General features: G+C 70.8%; 17 protein-coding genes. 15 read left to right on the forward strand and 2 right to left on the reverse strand.

Translation table 11 applies throughout. The features are described from left to right. The first annotated feature begins 6 nt into the window (after positions 1-6). The 6 genes from H4J02_RS04645 (at position 7) to H4J02_RS04670 (ending at position 6,440) form a co-directional block, all read left to right on the forward strand. Entirely contained in the window at positions 7-1,317 is a 1,311-nt protein-coding gene (locus H4J02_RS04645; RefSeq protein WP_187675938.1) for an ABC transporter substrate-binding protein, read from the forward strand. A 79-nt stretch (positions 1,318-1,396) separates the two neighbouring features. After that, positions 1,397-2,167: an ABC transporter ATP-binding protein gene (locus H4J02_RS04650; RefSeq protein ID WP_222942211.1), complete on the forward strand. Its 771-nt coding sequence runs from the start codon at positions 1,397-1,399 to the stop codon at positions 2,165-2,167. Further along, positions 2,164-2,871: an ABC transporter ATP-binding protein gene (locus H4J02_RS04655; protein WP_222942212.1), complete on the forward strand. Its 708-nt coding sequence runs from the start codon at positions 2,164-2,166 to the stop codon at positions 2,869-2,871. The genes H4J02_RS04650 and H4J02_RS04655 overlap by 4 nt, the downstream gene beginning before the upstream one ends. A gap of 1 nt (position 2,872) precedes the next feature. Continuing rightward, on the forward strand, positions 2,873-3,754 hold the full coding sequence (locus tag H4J02_RS04660; protein WP_187675940.1) for a branched-chain amino acid ABC transporter permease: 882 nt from the start codon (positions 2,873-2,875) through the stop codon (positions 3,752-3,754). After that, a complete protein-coding gene (locus tag H4J02_RS04665) occupies positions 3,751-4,821 on the forward strand; it encodes a branched-chain amino acid ABC transporter permease (protein ID WP_187675941.1) in 1,071 nt (356 codons plus the stop codon). The genes H4J02_RS04660 and H4J02_RS04665 overlap by 4 nt, the downstream gene beginning before the upstream one ends. Continuing rightward, on the forward strand, positions 4,818-6,440 hold the full coding sequence (locus H4J02_RS04670; RefSeq protein ID WP_187675942.1) for a long-chain-fatty-acid--CoA ligase: 1,623 nt from the start codon (positions 4,818-4,820) through the stop codon (positions 6,438-6,440). Before H4J02_RS04665 ends, H4J02_RS04670 begins: the two co-directional genes overlap by 4 nt. A 2-nt stretch (positions 6,441-6,442) precedes the next feature. On the opposite strand, the gene H4J02_RS04675 is transcribed toward H4J02_RS04670, so the two are convergent. Further along, positions 6,443-7,108, reverse strand: a complete 666-nt coding sequence (locus H4J02_RS04675) for a TetR/AcrR family transcriptional regulator (RefSeq protein ID WP_187675943.1) — start codon at positions 7,106-7,108, stop codon at positions 6,443-6,445. A 100-nt stretch (positions 7,109-7,208) separates the two neighbouring features. Between H4J02_RS04675 and H4J02_RS04680 the strand changes: the two genes are divergently transcribed. From H4J02_RS04680 to H4J02_RS04720, 9 genes are all read left to right on the forward strand, one after another. Further along, entirely contained in the window at positions 7,209-7,637 is a 429-nt protein-coding gene (locus H4J02_RS04680) for a thioesterase family protein (protein ID WP_187675944.1), read from the forward strand. 86 nt (positions 7,638-7,723) lie between these two features. Then, entirely contained in the window at positions 7,724-8,326 is a 603-nt protein-coding gene (locus tag H4J02_RS04685) for a hypothetical protein (protein ID WP_187675945.1), read from the forward strand. 29 nt (positions 8,327-8,355) lie between these two features. Further along, positions 8,356-9,189, forward strand: coding sequence for an SDR family NAD(P)-dependent oxidoreductase (locus tag H4J02_RS04690; protein ID WP_187675946.1), 834 nt, complete (start codon positions 8,356-8,358; stop codon positions 9,187-9,189). Then, positions 9,186-10,178, forward strand: coding sequence for a zinc-binding dehydrogenase (locus H4J02_RS04695; RefSeq protein WP_187675947.1), 993 nt, complete (start codon positions 9,186-9,188; stop codon positions 10,176-10,178). Before H4J02_RS04690 ends, H4J02_RS04695 begins: the two co-directional genes overlap by 4 nt. Further along, a complete protein-coding gene (locus H4J02_RS04700) occupies positions 10,175-11,134 on the forward strand; it encodes a thiamine pyrophosphate-dependent dehydrogenase E1 component subunit alpha (protein ID WP_187675948.1) in 960 nt (319 codons plus the stop codon). Before H4J02_RS04695 ends, H4J02_RS04700 begins: the two co-directional genes overlap by 4 nt. 17 nt (positions 11,135-11,151) lie before the next feature. Further along, on the forward strand, positions 11,152-12,123 hold the full coding sequence (locus tag H4J02_RS04705; protein WP_187675949.1) for an alpha-ketoacid dehydrogenase subunit beta: 972 nt from the start codon (positions 11,152-11,154) through the stop codon (positions 12,121-12,123). Between the two features lie 12 nt (positions 12,124-12,135). Next, entirely contained in the window at positions 12,136-13,443 is a 1,308-nt protein-coding gene (locus H4J02_RS04710) for a dihydrolipoamide acetyltransferase family protein (protein ID WP_187675950.1), read from the forward strand. After that, positions 13,440-14,219 (forward strand): SDR family NAD(P)-dependent oxidoreductase, encoded by a 780-nt coding sequence (locus H4J02_RS04715; protein WP_187675951.1) that lies wholly within the window; start codon positions 13,440-13,442, stop codon positions 14,217-14,219. The genes H4J02_RS04710 and H4J02_RS04715 overlap by 4 nt, the downstream gene beginning before the upstream one ends. Beyond that, positions 14,216-15,193, forward strand: a complete 978-nt coding sequence (locus tag H4J02_RS04720) for an NADPH:quinone oxidoreductase family protein (RefSeq protein ID WP_187675952.1) — start codon at positions 14,216-14,218, stop codon at positions 15,191-15,193. The genes H4J02_RS04715 and H4J02_RS04720 overlap by 4 nt, the downstream gene beginning before the upstream one ends. Here H4J02_RS04720 and H4J02_RS04725 read toward each other — a convergent pair. After that, complete coding sequence (locus tag H4J02_RS04725) at positions 15,185-16,261, reverse strand: phosphotransferase family protein (protein WP_187675953.1); 1,077 nt, start codon at positions 16,259-16,261, stop codon at positions 15,185-15,187. The genes H4J02_RS04720 and H4J02_RS04725 overlap by 9 nt on opposite strands. Between the last annotated feature and the right edge of the window lie 117 nt (positions 16,262-16,378).

Below are 16,378 nucleotides of genomic sequence, written 5' to 3' on the forward strand. Positions count from 1 at the left end.
TTACCCATGCACAGCACGACACGCCGCCCCAGCCGCGGCATCCGCACCGCCCTCCTCGGCGGCATCGCCGCCGCCAGCCTCGCGCTTACCGGTTGCCAGGGCTCCGCCCTCGGCGGCGGCGGCGACGAGGCCGAGGAGGCCGCCCCCGGTATCACCGACACCGAGATCCACATCGGCGTGACCTACCCGTTCTCGGGAGCGCTTTCCGCATACGGCGCGCAGTACAAGGGCGCCCAGGCCTACGTGGACTACGTGAACGACGAGTTCGGAGGCGTCAAGAGCGCCGATGGCAAGACCCGCAAGATCATCCTCGACACCGCCGACGACCAGTACGACCCGGCGAAGGCGTTCGAGCAGGTGCGCAAGCTCGTCGAGAACGACGGCGTTTTCGCGATCGCCGGTGTCGTCGGCACCCCCTCGAACTCGGCGATCATCGACTACCTCAACGAGAGCGATGTGCCGCACGTCTTCGCGGCGACCGGCGCCTCGAAGTGGGGCGCGACCCCGGACGTGTACCCGTGGTCGATCGGGTTCCAGCCTGCCTACTCGCTCGAATCGGCCGCCTACGTGCAGTACCTCGAGGAGAACCAGCCCGACGCCAAGGTCGCGCTGCTGTATCAGAACGACGACTACGGCAAGGACTTCCTCGTCGGCTTCAAGGCGGCCGTCGAGCAGTCGGACACCGACATCGAGATCGTCGCCGAGGAGTCGTACGAGACCTCCGATACGACCCTCGACTCGCAGATGGCGCGCCTCGCGGCGAGCGGTGCGACCGCGGCGAACCTCATCACGACACCGAAGTTCGCGGCACAGGCGCTGCAGTTCCTGTACGACTCGAGCTGGGACCCGCAGACGGTCGTGGTCGCGAGCCCCGCAGCATCCATCTCGTCGACGATCCTGCCGATCGGCGTCGAGAAGGCCCAGGGCATCATCACGGCGCTCTACTTCAAGGATCCGGCGGACCCGCAGTGGGACGATGACGAGGGCATGAAGCAGTACAAGGAGATCCTGTCCACGTACAGTGATGTCGAGGACCTCAGCGAGAACATGCCCGTGCACGGTTTCAACCACTTCTACGCCGTCGTGGAAGCGCTCAAGGGCATGAAGGAGCCGACGCGACAGGGCCTCATGGACGCCGTCCTGAGCATGGACAAGGTGGAGCACCCCATGCTCGTCCCGGGCAGCACGGTCAACACGGGAGCGGACGACCGCTTCCCCGTCGAGACCCTGATGCTGCAGCAGTTCGAGGGTGAGCACTGGAAGATCATCAGCGAGGCGCTGCACTTCGAGGGGCAGACGGCGAGCCTCTCCAAGTAACGGAACATCACTGAGTGCGGGCCGATGGCGACATCGGCCCGCACCCGGATTCGGCAATGACGGCGAAACGGAAATGGGTATGAGCGAGCGAGGGACGCTGCTCGGCGTGAGCGGTGTGAGCATCAGATTCGGTGGGCTTCAAGCGCTCGACGATGTGACCTTCGAGGTCGCGCGCGGGCAGATCGTCGGGCTTGTCGGTCCGAACGGCGCCGGCAAGACGACGCTCTTCAACGTGATCACGGGCGCGTACACCGCGGATGCGGGGAGCGTCGAGCTCGGCGGCGTCGAGCTCCTGAGGCGCCCGCCCCACCGCATCGCGCAGGCGGGCATCGCGCGCACGTTCCAGAACGTCGGTCTCGTGCCGGAGCTGACGGTGCGTCAGAACGTCCTCCTCGGGGCGCACGTCGACGACGGCTCGCGCGTGCTCGCGACAGCGCTCCGCGGCAGCGACCGACGCTCGAGCGAGGCCGCCCAGAACGCAGACGACGCCATCGACTTCCTCGGTCTGGGGGAGGTCGCGCACATGCGTCCGAAGGAGCTGCCGTTCGGCACTCTCAAGCGCATCGAGCTCGCGCGGGCGATCGCGAGCCGGCCGACCCTCCTCATGCTCGACGAGCCCGCCAACGGGCTGGCGCACGCCGAGGCCGAGGAGCTCGCCGCCACGATCTCGGAGATCCGGGACCGCTACGAACTGACGGTGCTCCTCGTGGAGCACAACATGCGCCTCGTGATGTCGATCTCCGATCGGATCGTGGTGCTCAACTTCGGCAAGGTGCTCGCAACGGGCACTCCCGCCGAGGTGAGCGCGGACCCGGCCGTCATCGAGGCCTACCTGGGGGATGGGAAGTGAGCCTGCTCGAACTCGACGGCGTCAACGCCCGCTACGGCGAGCGGAACGTCATCCACGACCTCGCCATGTCGATCGACGAGGGCGATCGCGTCGCCGTGCTGGGCGCCAACGGCGCCGGGAAGAGCACCCTGCTGCGCACGATCAGCGGCCTCATCAAGTTCGACGGAGCGGTCCGCTTCGGCGGTCGCGACCTCGCCGGGCGACGCCCCCACCAGATCGTGCGCGCGGGTGTCGCGCACGTGGCCGAGGGGCGCGGGACCTTCGGGCAGCTGACCGTCGAGGAGAACCTCCGCGCGGGCGCGTTCACGCGCAGCGGTCCCGGGGTCGCCGATGACATCGATCGGGTGTACGGGTACTTCCCCGTGCTGCGCGATCGAGCCAAGGGCAAGGCGGCGGCGCTCAGCGGCGGTGAGCAGCAGATGCTCGCCATCGGACGCGCGCTCATGCTCCGACCATCGCTCCTCCTGCTCGACGAGCCCTCGCTCGGCCTCGCGCCCAAGATGTCCGCCGAGGTCTTCCGCATCCTGCGGGAGATCCACGCGGACTCCGGGATGGCGGTGCTCGTCGTCGAGCAGAACGCCGAACTCGCCCTCGACTTCGTCGACCGTGCGTACGTCCTCGAGACGGGTCGCGTCGTCATGCAGGGAAGCTCCGAAGAGCTGCGCAGCAACTCCGACCTCCGTCGCGCCTACCTGGGGTACTGACATGAACCAACTCCTCGAGCAGATCGCCTCCGGCATCGGCACGGGCGCCATCTACGCGTCCGTCGCGCTCGCCCTCGTCCTCGTCTTCCGCTCGACCGGCATCATCAACCTCGCGCAGGGTGAGATGGCCATGTTCTCGACGTTCATCGCGTGGCAGCTCAACCAGGTTGGGATCCCGATCTGGGGTGCCATCGCGATCGCGATCGTGTTGTCGATGGCGGGGGGAGCAGCCCTTGAGCGCCTCGTCATCCGGCCGTTCCGGAACCGCGACGAGCTGTCGATCGTCATCGTCACGCTCGGCCTCTTCCTCGTTTTCAACAGCGTCGCGGGCGCCATCTGGGGCTACACGATCCACTCGTTCCCGAATCCGCTCCCGGGCGGCGTCCTCGAGATCGGCTCGTTCCGGGTCACCCTCGCGACGGTCGGGACGCTCCTGATCGTGCTCGCGGCGACCGTGCTGCTCTTCGTGCTCTTCCAGCGCACCAAGATCGGCCTCGCGATGCGAGCGGCGGTCGACAACCCGCTCTCGAGCAAGCTCGTCGGCATCCCGACGGGCCTCGTGCTGAGCCTGGGTTGGGCGCTCGCCGCCGGCATGGGCGCGCTGTCGGGCGTGCTGGTCGCGCCTCAGCTGTTCCTCGAGCCCAACATGATGTTCGGCGTCCTCATCTACTCGTTCGCCGCGGCGACGCTCGGCGGGTGGGACAGCCCGCTCGGCGCCGTCATCGCGGGCGTGCTGCTCGGCGTGTGCCAGAACCTCGCCGCGACGTACATCCCGGCCATCGGCTCCGATCTCACGATCGCGTTCGCGCTGGGTCTCATCCTCCTGGTCCTGCTCGTCCGCCCGACGGGTCTTTTCGGTTCGAAAGAGGTCACCCGCGTATGAGCGCTCTGCCCCTCCGTGTCAGCCCCGCCCGGGCGCGAGTGCTCCAGCGCTTCGCCGTGGCGGCCGTCATCCTGGTCGGTCTCGCCCTCCCATTCATGCTGACCAAGTTCACGCTCTTCCAGGCGAGCCTCATCCTCGCGCTCGCGATCGGCATCCTGGGCCTCAACCTCCTCGTCGGCTACGGCGGGCAGGTGTCGCTCGGACACGGGTTCTTCATCGCGCTCGGCGGGTACACCTCGGCCATCCTCATGACGACGGCCGGCTGGGACTTCTTCCCGAGCCTCATCGCCGTCGCCGTCATCTCAGGCGGCGCCGGCCTCCTGCTCGGATTCCCGGCGCTGCGGCTGCGCGGCCTCTACCTGGCCCTCGCGACGCTCGCGCTCGCCGTCTCGACGGTGCCGGTGCTGCGCCGCTTCGAGGAGCTCACCGGCGGCGTGCAGGGCATCCGGGTCCCGCGAGCGGCGTGGCTCACCGAGAGCCCGCTCGGCCGTGACGCGACGATCTACTACATCGTGCTCATCGCGGCCATCCTCGCCGCATGGTTCGTGAGCCGCGTCGTGTCGGGCTACAGCGGTCTCGCGATCGCGACCGTCAAGTCGAACGAGATCGTCGCACGCAGCCAGGGCATCAACACCGCGCGGTGGAAGACCGTGCTGTTCGCCTTCAGCGGGATGCTCGCCGGGCTCTCCGGCGCCTTCACGGTGCTCACGGTGGGGTTTATCGCACCGGAGTCGGTCGGCGTGATGCTCTCGATCTACCTCCTGGCGGGCGTCGTCATCGGGGGCCTGGGCAGCGTCTCGGGCGCGTTCATCGGCGCGATCGTCGTGCACCTGCTGCCCCAGCTCGCCGCCGACGTGAGCCCGGGTCTCTCGGGGACGATCTTCGGCGCGGCGATCCTCCTCATCATGTTCCTCATGCCCGGCGGATTCGTCGAGCTCGTGAAACGGCTGTTCCGGCGGGTGCTCGTCGTCGACGCCGGGCGCACTCGTCCGCCCTCGACCGACGGCCCCGCGACCCCCGTCGAGACGCAGACGGTGGAACCCGGTACCGAGAAGGTGGCAGGGTGAGCGACACCATGACGGTGCGAGCGGATGCGAGTGCACGCGTGAGCCGCTGGCTGACCGACGGGCAGGGCGGCTTCCATGCGGCACTGCGACAGAGCGCGGCCGCCCATCCCGACCGCGACGCCGTGCGCTGGCGGGACCGCCGCGTCGACTACGCGGAGCTCGAGCGGCGTGCGGGCCTCGTCGCACGGGCCCTCGTGGCGGCGGGCGCAGGCGAGGGCGATCGCGTGGCCCTCCTCATGAAGAACCGGGTCGAGCTCGTCGAGCTGCTCTTCGGCTGCGCGCGGATCGGCGCGATCGCGGTCGTGCTCAACTGGCGGCTCTCGGGGGACGAGCTCGCGGTCGTGATCGACGACGCGGACTGCCGTGCGCTCATCACGGATCCTGCCATCCGCCCCACGTCCGCCTATGCGGGCGAGCTGACGACATCGCCCCTCGTGATCGAGCTCGACGACGCGGCCGAGGGCGCGACGCGCTACGAGGACTGGCTCTCCGCCACCGAGAGCGACCCCGAGCCGGAGCATGCGGCCGACCCGTCGACCGCCGTGCTGCTCTACACCTCCGGTACGACCGGGCGGCCGAAGGGGGTCATGCTCGGCCACTACGGCCTCTGGTCGCTCCTGTCTAAGGGGTACGAGGACTGGCACATGGACGACGAGTCGGTGCTGCTGTGCCCGCTCCCCGCCTTCCACATCGGCGGGCTCGGATGGATCATCGGCTCCGTCGCATGCGGCAGCACGCTCATCCTCCAGGAGGACGCGGACCCGCAGCGCATCATCGACGTCATCGAGAGCGACGGCGTCACCAACGCGCTCCTCGTGCCCACGCTCATGACCTCGATGGTCGAGGTGCAGAACGCACGGCACGCCGACCTCTCGAGCCTGCGCACGATCGTCTACGGCGGCTCTCCGATGACCGCCGTGCGATTGCGGGCCGCGCTCGACGTGCTCGACGCCGACCTCATCCAGGCGTACGGGCTCACGGAGATGACGAGCTCGGTGACCCAGTTCAGCCCCGAGGATCACCGTCGCGCCGCCCACCAGGGCGAGGTGCGCGCGGGCGAGACCGACCTGCTGCGTACCTGCGGGCGACCGCGCCGTGGCGTCGAGATCACGATCCACGATCCGGACGACGGGCACGTGCTCCCCGCAGGGCAGGTGGGAGAGGTCTGGATCAACGCCGAGCAGCGCATGCAGGGCTATTGGCGACGGCCGGCGGAGACCGCCGAGGTGCTCCTTCCCGACGGCACCCTCCGCACCGGCGACCTCGGGTACTTCGACGCCAACGGATACCTCTATCTCGTCGACCGCTTGAAGGACATGATCGTCTCGGGCGGGGAGAACGTGTACCCGGGCGAGGTCGAGAACGTGCTCGTCGATCACCCGGCCGTCGCCGACGTGGCCGTCGTCGGCGTGCCCCACGAGAAGTGGGTCGAGACGCCGAAGGCCTTCGTCGTACTGCGCCCCGGTGCCACGGCGACGCCCGACGAGCTCATCGCCTACACGCGCGACCGCATCGCGCACTACAAGTGCCCCACCCAGGTGGAGTTCCTCGATCAGCTCCCGCGCAACCCCGCCGGCAAGGTCCTGCGCCGCACGCTCCGCGCGCGCCACTCCGGGTGAGCTCAGCGCACCGCGTCGGGGCGGGCCGCGTCGAGGGCGCGGCGCGCATCCTCGCTGCCGAGCCCGTACATCAGGATGCTCCAGAAGCGGTACGCGATCTCGCGCGGGCGACGGTGATCGGAGTCGCGGTACCACTGGTAGGCCCAGTTGCACATGCCGAAGGTCGCCATCGTCGCCATCTCGACGTCGCCCTCGTGGAAGACGCCGTCGGCCATGCCCTGGCGGATGAGGTCGCGCACGATGGTCTCGTAATCGTTGCGGCGGGCCTTGATGCGGGCACGCGCCTCGGTCGGCAGGTCGCGGTGGTGCTCGAAGAAGACGCGCACGTGGCCGCGGTGGGTGCCGATGAGCTCGAGGATGTCGGCCATGGCCTCGAGGAGCAGCTGCTCGGGCCGCAGTCCCGTGGAGGACCGCTCCTCGTGCTGGTGGATGAGCTGTTCGATGAACTCCTCATGGATGGCCTGGAGGATCTCGTCCTTGCTCGAGAAGTAGTGGTAGAGGGTCGGCTTCGCGATGCCGATCTCGCGCGCGACGCTGTCCATGGTCGTGTTCGCGAAGCCCGTGCGGTCGAAGACCTCGGCGGTCACGTCGATGATCTGCTTGCGCCGATCGTCGGGGGACATGCGGCGGCGCTCTGCGCGGACGGTCTCGGATGGCGTCGTGGACATGTGAACCCCTTCGTCGAGCAGCACTAGTATAGCGAGTCAATCAACCGACGAGTCGGTCGAATCGGATATGCGGCCGCTCGGGACAAGCATAGGGAGCATCATGCCCGTATTCGACTATCGCGTGCAGACCCGGTTCTCGGACGCCGACGGCTTCGGGCACGTCAACAACGCGGTGTACTTCTCGTATCTCGAGAACGCGCGCGAGCAGCTCTATCGCGAGACGCGTTTCACGGAACTGCTCGGCCGTGACCGCTTCGTCCTCGTGAGCCATCAGCGCATCGAGTACCGGAACGTGCTCGAGTTCCGCGAGGATCCGGTGGGTGTGGGCGTCTGGGTCGCTCGTCTGGGGCGCTCGAGTTTCGACCTCGCCTATCGCGTCTTCGACCCCGAGGGGGAGACCGAGTACGGGCTCGCCATGACGGGAATGGTCGTGGTGGACCGCGCGACGGGGCGGCCCGTGCCGATGTCGCAGGAGCACCGCGCGGTGCTCGAGCCGTGGATCGACGCGCCCCCCGTGTTCCGCGGCTGAACAACGCACTTGACGTGCTCTCCCGGTATGCCTATCGTCAAGTTACCCGACCGACGAGTCGGTAGATTGAGCCAGTAAGGACGCTGATGCCCGCCACGACGACGTCGATCGGACTCCGCGCGCTGCAGGACCGACAGGTCGCGTTCATCGACCTCTCCTGCCGGCGCTGCGACACCTGCCGCGACGGTGGACCGCTCTGGTGCCCGGTTCGCGACGGCGACCGCGAGCTCGGGCTCGTGGCCCCTGCCGCCCTCGCGGAGCAGCTCCGCGACGCGCTTCTGTGCGCGGCGGGGATCGACGAGGCGCTCCCTCGCACCTTCGACCCCGCACCCGTGCTCATCACGGGGGCGACGGCTCGCGCGGTGGCCCTCTTCACGCACGCCGGCGTCGAGCCGATCATCGCCGACATCCCCGAGAGCGAGGTCCGCGCTCGCCTCGCGGAGCGTCACGAGAGCGGGCGCGCCGGCCTCGTCATCGCGACCGACGACCTCCGTCAGGCGGTCAAGGCCGTGCGTCGCGGGTCGACGGTCGTCGGAGCCCCCGGTGCGGCACTGCCGAGCGTCACGGAGGTCGTACAGCGCGAGGTGGCGATCGTGGTGCCTCGCTCGATCGACGCGCTCGTCGAACGGGTGACCGGGGTGCGTTGGGACGCGGCGATCGCGGCGCTCCACACGGAGGACGCGGCGTGAACGACACGGACGAGAGGAACAGACAGGCCATGGCACAGGACCGGGAGCCGCGGGTGGTGGTCGTCACGGGCGGCGCACGACGCGGCGGCATGGGACGCGCGATCGCGGAGGCGTTCCTCGCCCAGGGCGATCGCGTCGTCGTCTCCGACATCGGCAGCGCCCTGCGCACCCACCCCGACTACGAGGTCGCCCCCGCAGAGGATCTCGCGGATGCCGCAGCCGAGCTCGGCGGCGAGGTGCTCACGGTCGCGTGCGACGTGACCGACGAGGCGCAGGTGGTCGAGCTCTTCGATCGCGCGGTCGCGCATTTCGGCCGCGTCGACGTCGTCGTCAACTGCGCGGGCCTCGCGATCGGACTCACCCCGGTCGTCGAGCTCGCCCTCGACGACTGGAAGGTCAACCTCGAGGTCATGGCGACGGGCACCTTCCTGTGCTCGCGCGAGGCCGCGCGCCGCATGCGCGCCCAGGGCGACGGCGGTCGGATCATCTCGATCGCCTCTCAGGCGGGCAAGACGGGGCAGCCGTACCTCGCCGCGTACTCGGCCGCGAAGTTCGCCGTCGTGGGCCTCACGCAGTCGATGGCCTCCGAGCTCGGCGCCGACGGGATCACGGTGAACGCGATCTGCCCCGGCACGATCGACACCCCGCTCCTCGCGGTGCGCGGCGGCGTCTACCAGACGTTCTCGGGACTCGCCGGGAGGACCGAGGACGACTACCGGCGTCGGCTCATGCGGCAGATCCCGGCGGGCCGCTTCGGCACCCCCGAGGATGTGGCCGCTGCGGCCGTCTACCTGGCCTCGCCGGGCGCGTCCTTCGTGACGGGCGAGGCGCTCAACGTCACCGGCGGACAGGAGATGCATTGAGCGCCGCGGTCGTGTACGTCGAGCCCGGTGTCGTGACGACGGGCGTCGTGCCCGAGCGCGAGCTCGGTCCCCGCGACGTCCGGATCGACGTTGAGGCGTGCGGCGTGTGCGGCTCCGACCTCGCCTCGTTCGCGCACGGGCACTACATCGAGCCCGGACAGATCATGGGCCACGAGCTCGCGGGGCGGGTCGCGGAGGCCGGTGAGGAGCGCACCGCGCTCATCGGCCGCCGCGTCACCGTCCGCCCCATGCAGTCGTGCGGCACGTGCTCGTACTGCCGCGCGGGTGCAGCGCACCTGTGCGGCGCGACGTACGGTCCCTCGCTCGGCTACGGCACACCGGGTGCCTTCGCCGAGCAGGTCGTGCTGAGCGAGGCCGAGCCCGGGGTGACCATCTTCCCCGTGCCCGACGAGGTCGACCCCTTCGACCTCCTGTGGGCCGAGCCGTTCGCCGTCGCCCTGCATGCGGTGGACCTCGCGGGGCCCGCGCGCGAGATCCTCGTGACGGGCGCAGGCGCGGTCGGCCTCACGGTCATGGCGGCCGCACGCGTCGCCGGCATGCGCGTCACGGCCGTCGAGCCGCTCGCGGGCCGCCGCGCGGCCGCCGAGACGCTCGGAGCCGCGACCTTCGAGCCGGGGGCGCTCCCCGACGGCGCGCGGTTCGATGCGCTCGTCGACGCATCCGGAGTGCCCGCCGCCGTCCGCGCGGCGCTTCCCTTCCTCCGAGGCGGTGCGCCCGTCGTGATGGTCGGTCTCAACGACGACCCGATCGCCTTCCCGTGCGGGGATCACCCCGTGCGCGGATCGTTCGCCTACCTGCAGAAGGACTTCGTCCGCTCGGTCGAGCTCATCGCCTCGGGCGAGGTCCGCCTGTCCCATCTCGTCACCGACCGGCTCGGCCTCGACCGCGCCGCGGACGCCCTCCGTGGGCCCGCGGCGGGCGATGCCACCGTCAAGGCGGCGATCGTTCCCCAGAGAGGTTCAGCATGATCGACCCGGACACCCGTCGCGCCATCTACCGCGAGATGCTGCGCGTGAGCGTATGGGAGCAGCGCCTGCGGCGCTTCATCGAGGAGGGACGCACCTCCGGCTTCTACCACGCGGGCCGTGGGCAGGAGGCGACGGCCGTCGGCGCGACGCTCGCGCTGCGAGCCGACGACTACCTGCTCTACGACCACCGCGGCATGGGGCACGCGATCGCCAAGGGTGTGCCGATCGACAAGCTCTTCGGCGACTTCCTCTCGACCTCCGAGGGGACCACGCGCGGGCTCGGCGCCGGCATCGTGCACATCGCGTGGCCCGAGCGCGGTGTGCTCGGGCAGAGCGGCACCCTCGGCGGCTCGTTCCCGATCGCCGCGGGGGCCGGCATCTCCGCCCGCTACCGGGAGTCCGACCAGGTCGTGATGTGCTTCTTCGGCGACGGTGCCTCCAACCGCGGCACCTTCCACGAGTCGGCGAACGTCGCATCCCTCTGGAAGCTGCCCGTCATCTGGCTGTGCGAGAACAACGGCTACGCGGTCTCGGTACCCGTCGCCGAGTCGCTCAGCGTGCCGCAGGTCGCCGACCGTGCGTCGGCGTACGGCATGCCGGGGGTCGTCGTCGACGGCATGGACCCGGATGCCGTGCACGCTGCCGTCAGCGACGCCGTCGAGCGGGCACGCGCGGGCGAGGGGCCGACCCTCATCGAGGCGATGACCTACCGGTACCGCGGTCACTACGAGGGCGACCCGCAGACCTACCGCCCCGAGGGCGAGCTCGCCGAGTGGGAGGCGAAGGACCCGCTCCTGACCTACCCCCGTCGTCTGCTCGAGGAGGGCGTGGTGACCCAGCAGTGGCTCGACGACGTGCTCGCCGAGGTGACCGCGGAGGTCGAGAGCGCCGCCGAGACCGCCGCGGCGGGGACCAAGCCCGACCCCTCCCGCGTCTACGACTACATCTACGCCTGAGCCCGAGGAGCATCCGAATGACCATGCTGAGCTATGCCCGCGCGATCAACCGCGCGCTCGCGGAGGAGCTCGAACGCGACCCGTCCGTCTTCGTCATGGGGGAGGACGTGGGCGCCTTCGGCGGCGTCTTCGGCATCACGCGCGGCCTGCAGGAGCGCTTCGGCCGCAAGCGCGTCTTCGACACCCCCATCTCCGAGAACTTCATCGTGGGCGGCGGCGTCGGGGCCGCGCTCACCGGACTGCGCCCCGTCGTGGAGCTGCAGTACGCGGACTTCATCGCCGTCGCGATGGACGAGGTGTACAACAAGGCCGCGAAGTGGCGGTACATGCACGGCGGCCTCTTCGAGATGCCGCTCGTCATCCGCGGTCCCTCCGGGATCGCGAACGGCGCGGGCCCCGAGCACTCGCAGTCGCCCGAGGGACTGCTCCTCTCGGCGGTCGGCATGCACGTCGTGATGCCGTCGACGCCGGCCGACGCGCTCGGCCTGCTGAAGTCCGCCATCCGCTCGCCCAACCCCGTCATGTTCCTCGAGCACAAGGGGATGTACGGCATGAAGGGCGAGGTTCCCGACGGCGAGCACCTCGTGCCGATCGGCGTCGCCGACGTGCGACGCGAGGGCACCGACGTCACCGTCGTGGCGTGGCAGACGATGGTGCCGCGCGCCCTCGCGGCGGCCGAACAGCTCGCCGACGAGGGGATCTCCGTCGAGGTCATCGATCCGCGCGGGGCGCGCCCCCTCGACCTCGACACGATCCTCACGTCGGTCAAGAAGACGGGCCGGCTGATCGTGACCCACGAGGCGGCCGCCGTCGGAGGTGTCGGCAGCGAGGTGGTGGCCGCGGTCGCCGAGCACGCCATGGACTACATGGCGGCCCCGATCCGGCGCATCACCGCGCCGGACGTGCCGATCCCGCAGAACACGGAGCTCGAGCAGCTCGTCATCCCCACCGCCGAGGACCTGGTCGCGGCCTGCCGCGCCCTGCTCTGAGAACGGACGCTCATGCACAAGATCCTGCTGCCCCGCCTCGGCCAGACGATGGAGGAGGGGCTCATCGCCAAGTGGCTCGTCGGCGACGGCGAGTCGGTGACACCGGGTCAGGCCCTCTACGAGGTCGAGACCGAGAAGGTGACCGCCGAGGTCGAGGCGAACCTTCCCGGGCGCCTCGTGCGGCGGCTCGTGGCCGAGGAGACGACCGTCCCGGTAGGCACGCTTGTCGCGGTCGTCGCGGATCCGGGCGAGCAACCGGATGACGCCGCGATCGACGCCTTCGTCGCGAGTCCCGAGCTGCGCGTCGAGGTGGCCGCGGCCGCGCCGCAGGCTGCGGCGCCTGTGGCCGAACCGTCCGCTCCGGCAGCGGGCGGAGCGGACGCCGTGACCGGCCCGGGGGCGTCCCCCTCCGCCTCCGGGCCATCGGCTCGAACCGGGATCGTTCGGGCCATGCCGCGGACGCGTCGACTCGCGCGCGACGAGGGCATCGATCTCGCATCCGTCGTGGGCACCGGGCCCGAGGGCCTCGTGACGGAGCAGGATGTGCGGGATGCCGCCGCGGCCGCGCGTCCGGGCCTCGCGCCCGCGGCGCCCGTCGCCGCGACGGCGCCGACCGAGCCCGCATCGCGCGTGCCGCTTCCCGTCGGTGTGCCGCAGCGGGAGCGGCGGAGGCTCGGCTCCGTGGCGCGGACGATGGCGCAGGTCACGTCGCGCAGCTGGGCGCAGGTGCCCGCCTTCAGTCAGACGGTCGACATCGTCGCGACGGGTTGGAAGGCCGCCCGAGACCGGCTCCGCGAGGAGACCGGCCGGAAGGTGGGCTACACCGACATGGTCATCGAGGCGGTCGTGCGCGCCGTGGCCGAGGTGCCCGAGGTCAACTCCTCGTACGACGGAGATGCGCTCGTCATCTGGGACGAGGTCAATCTCTCGATCGCCGTCGACACCGACTCGGGGTTGCTCGTCCCCGTGCTGCACGGCGCGGACAGCCTCGACGTCGCGGGCCGTGTCGACGCGATGCAGGCGATCGTCGAACGCGCCCGCGGCGGGCGCCTGGGCGCCGACGATGTGAGCGGCGGAACGCTCACGGTGTCGAACCTCGGGATGTTCGGCATCGACCGCGGTGTCCCGCTCGTGACGGCACCCCAGGCGGCGATCGTCTTCGTGGGGGCCATGACCGATCGCGTCGTCGCCGTGCGCGACGCGATCGCGATCGCGCCGGTGTTCAGCGTCACGACGGCCTTCGACCACCGGTGCCTCGACGGCGCCACCGCCGCGCGATTCACGTCGGCGCTGCGTCGCGAGCTGGAGGCGTGGGCATGACGGATGCGGGCGGAGCCCGGTTCGACTTCACCGGACGCCGCGTGTGGGTGACGGGCGCGAGCCGCGGGCTCGGGCGTGAGATCGCCGTCGGTTTCGCGACCGCCGGTGCACGCGTCGCCATCACCGCGCGCGACGCTCCCGCGCTCGCCGCGCTCGCCGCGGAGCTCAGGGGTGCGGGCGCCGACGTGATCGAGGTGCCCGCATCCGTCGCGGACGGCGAGGCCGTCGCGGCCTGCGCATCGGCCATCGACGCCGAGTGGGGAGGGCTCGACGTACTCGTGAACTGCGCAGGCATCAGCCCGACGTTCAGCCGGTCCGAGACGGTCACCGACGAGGAATGGCGCGCCGTGCTCGAGGTCAACGCGACGGGCAGTTTCCTCTGTGCCCGGGAGGCCGCGCGCCTCATGCTCCGCGACGACGGCGGCGGCTCGATCGTCAACGTGTCGAGCATCGGCGGCGTCGCGGGGCTCGAGCGGCTGGCGGGCTACTCGGCGAGCAAGGGCGCGGTGGACGCCCTCACACGGACGCTCGCGGTGGAGTGGGCCGAACGCGGCATCCGCGTCAACGCACTGGCACCGGGCTTCTTCGAGACGGATATGACGGCGGGACTCCGGCGCAGCGACCGCTGGCGCGACGCACTGCTCTCGAAGGTGCCGATGCGGCGCTTCGGCACGCCCCCCGAGATCGTCTCGGCCGCCATGTTCCTCGCCTCCGACGCCGCGGCGTTCATCACGGGGGCGCACCTCGCGATCGACGGCGGCTGGACGGCGGCGTGAGGGCGCTCGTCCTGCGTGAGAGGACGGGCCCCGAGGGTCTCGTGCTCGCCGACGTGCCCGAGCCCGCATCGACTCGCGATTCGGTCGTCATCGAGGTCGAGGCGGCGGGCGTCACCTACCCCGACCTGCTCATCAGTCAGGGGCTCTACCAAGACCGGCCCGCGCTGCCCTACGTGCCGGGCCTCGAGGTCGCGGGTATCGTCCACTCGGCGCCGCCCGGAAGCGGCTTCGCGCCGGGGGAGCGCGTGGCCGCCGCGTGCATGGGCGGCGGGTACGCCGAGATCGCGACCGCCGACCCCGCTCTTGTGATGCGGATCCCCGACGAGATGTCGTTCGCCCAGGCGAGCGGGCTCGTGCTCAACTACCAGACCATGCATTTCGCCCTGCACCGTCGCGCCGCCGTGCGGGCGGGCGAGCTCGTGCTCGTGCGCGGTGCGGGCGGCGGCCTCGGCATCGCGGCGATCGAGCTCGCCGTCGCGGCGGGAGCCGAGGTCGTCGCCGTGTGCCGCGGCGCCGAGAAGGCGGCACTGTGCCGGGCTGCGGGCGCCCATCACGTCGTCGACGAGACCGAGCGATCCTTCCGGGAGGAGATCGAGGCTCTGACGGACGGGGCGGGCGTCGGCCTCGTCGTCGACCCCGTCGGCGGGGAGGGGGTCGTCGACGCCCTCCGCTGCCTGCGTCCGGAGGGACGGCTGCTCGTGCTGGGGTTCACCGGGGGCATCCCCGCGATACCCGCCAACCGCCTGCTCTTGCGCAACACGAGCGTCGTGGGGGCCGCGTGGGGCGCCTTCCTCAACGTCGATCCCGCGATCGCGGCCACGGCTCGACGCGATCTCGAGCGCCTCGCGGCATCCGGTGGCATCCGCCCGCCGGTCCACAGCGTGTGGCCGCTCGCACGAGGCGCGGAGGCCCTCGCAGCCATGCGCGATCGCGCCCTCGCGGGCAAGGCCGCGCTCGCCGTCCGCTCAGAGTGACAGCGCGGCGATCCCGCCGCCTTCGGCCACATGGCGGCCCATGCGCGCGAGCGCGGCGGGTGCGGCCTCGAGGCCCTGACCCTCGCGGGCCGCGTCGCCCAGCTGCGCGCCCTCGAGCGTACGCTTGTGGATCGACTCCATGATGACGGCGAGCTTGAAGCACGCGAGCACGATGCACGCGTCGAGATGGCCGAGGTCGAGGCCGCTCGCATCCGCGTACGCCTCGACGAGCTCGGCGCGCGTCAGGAAGCCCGGACCGGCGGTCACGCCGCGGGCGACGTCGATCTCGGCGCGCAGGCCGTCGCCCGCCTCGCTCCAGTAGACGAGCGAGATCGCGAGATCGCTCACCGGGTCGCCGAGGGTCGACATCTCCCAGTCGAGGACGGCGCGCACCTTCGCGTGATCCTCGGACAGGATCGCGTTGTCGATTCGGAAGTCGCCGTGGACGATCGACGACGGAAGTCCCGACGGGATGCGCGGGATGCGTTCCCGCAGCCAGGCGATGAGGGCGTCGACGTCGGGGAGCTCGCGCGTGCGGGTGCGCTGCCACTGGTCGGCCCAGCGGCGCACCTGGCGCTCGAGGTAGCCATCCGGTCGCCCGAGGTCCGCCAGCCCGGCGTCCGCGGGGTCGATGGCGTGCAGGCGCGCGAGCGTCTCGACGAGCGCGTGCGAGACCTCCCGGGCCGCGGCCGGCGACAGGGCGCGTGCGTCCGCGGCATCGGCGACGACCCGGCCCTCGACGAAGTCCATGACGAGGAAGGGCACGCCGAGCACGTCGGCGTCCTCGCAGAGGGCGAGCGGAGCGGGCACGGGGAACCCCGCCGTGGTCATCCCCATGAGGAGGCGATGCTCGCGCCGCATGTCGTGCGCGCTGGGGAGGATGTTCCCCAGCGGGGGACGGCGCAGCACCCAATCGCGGGCATCCTGTCGGATCCGGTAGCTGACGTTCGAGCGACCGCCCGCGAGCAGCTGGACGTCGAACGGTCGGTCGGCGTCCGCGCCGAGCTCGGCCGCGAGATAGCCGGCGAGCGGCCCCATCTCGAGCCCCGGGAGCGTCTGAGCAGTCACACGTCGGCCTTTCTCGACCGACTCGTCGGTCGGGCAGCACCAGTATTGCTAGGGACTTGCGAGGCGTCAAGTTTGACGTGCGCACGGCCGACGGGCAGACTGATGACCGACCAGTCA

The organism is Protaetiibacter sp. SSC-01, assembly GCF_014483895.1.
Lineage (GTDB): Bacteria > Actinomycetota > Actinomycetes > Actinomycetales > Microbacteriaceae > Homoserinibacter.

Bases quoted from the DNA above. Each gene is read 5' to 3' on its own strand.
- H4J02_RS04645 (WP_187675938.1), top strand. From the start codon at position 7: ATGCACAGCACGACACGCCGCCCCAGCCGCGGCATCCGCACCGCCCTC.
- H4J02_RS04715 (WP_187675951.1), top strand. From the start codon at position 13,440: ATGACGGATGCGGGCGGAGCCCGGTTCGACTTCACCGGACGCCGCGTG.
- H4J02_RS04680 (WP_187675944.1), top strand. From the start codon at position 7,209: ATGCCCGTATTCGACTATCGCGTGCAGACCCGGTTCTCGGACGCCGAC.
- H4J02_RS04660 (WP_187675940.1), top strand. From the start codon at position 2,873: ATGAACCAACTCCTCGAGCAGATCGCCTCCGGCATCGGCACGGGCGCC.
- H4J02_RS04710 (WP_187675950.1), top strand. From the start codon at position 12,136: ATGCACAAGATCCTGCTGCCCCGCCTCGGCCAGACGATGGAGGAGGGG.
- H4J02_RS04700 (WP_187675948.1), top strand. From the start codon at position 10,175: ATGATCGACCCGGACACCCGTCGCGCCATCTACCGCGAGATGCTGCGC.
- H4J02_RS04650 (WP_222942211.1), top strand. From the start codon at position 1,397: ATGAGCGAGCGAGGGACGCTGCTCGGCGTGAGCGGTGTGAGCATCAGA.
- H4J02_RS04685 (WP_187675945.1), top strand. From the start codon at position 7,724: ATGCCCGCCACGACGACGTCGATCGGACTCCGCGCGCTGCAGGACCGA.
- H4J02_RS04705 (WP_187675949.1), top strand. From the start codon at position 11,152: ATGACCATGCTGAGCTATGCCCGCGCGATCAACCGCGCGCTCGCGGAG.
- H4J02_RS04690 (WP_187675946.1), top strand. From the start codon at position 8,356: ATGGCACAGGACCGGGAGCCGCGGGTGGTGGTCGTCACGGGCGGCGCA.
- H4J02_RS04665 (WP_187675941.1), top strand. From the start codon at position 3,751: ATGAGCGCTCTGCCCCTCCGTGTCAGCCCCGCCCGGGCGCGAGTGCTC.
- H4J02_RS04675 (WP_187675943.1), bottom strand. From the start codon at position 7,108: ATGTCCACGACGCCATCCGAGACCGTCCGCGCAGAGCGCCGCCGCATG.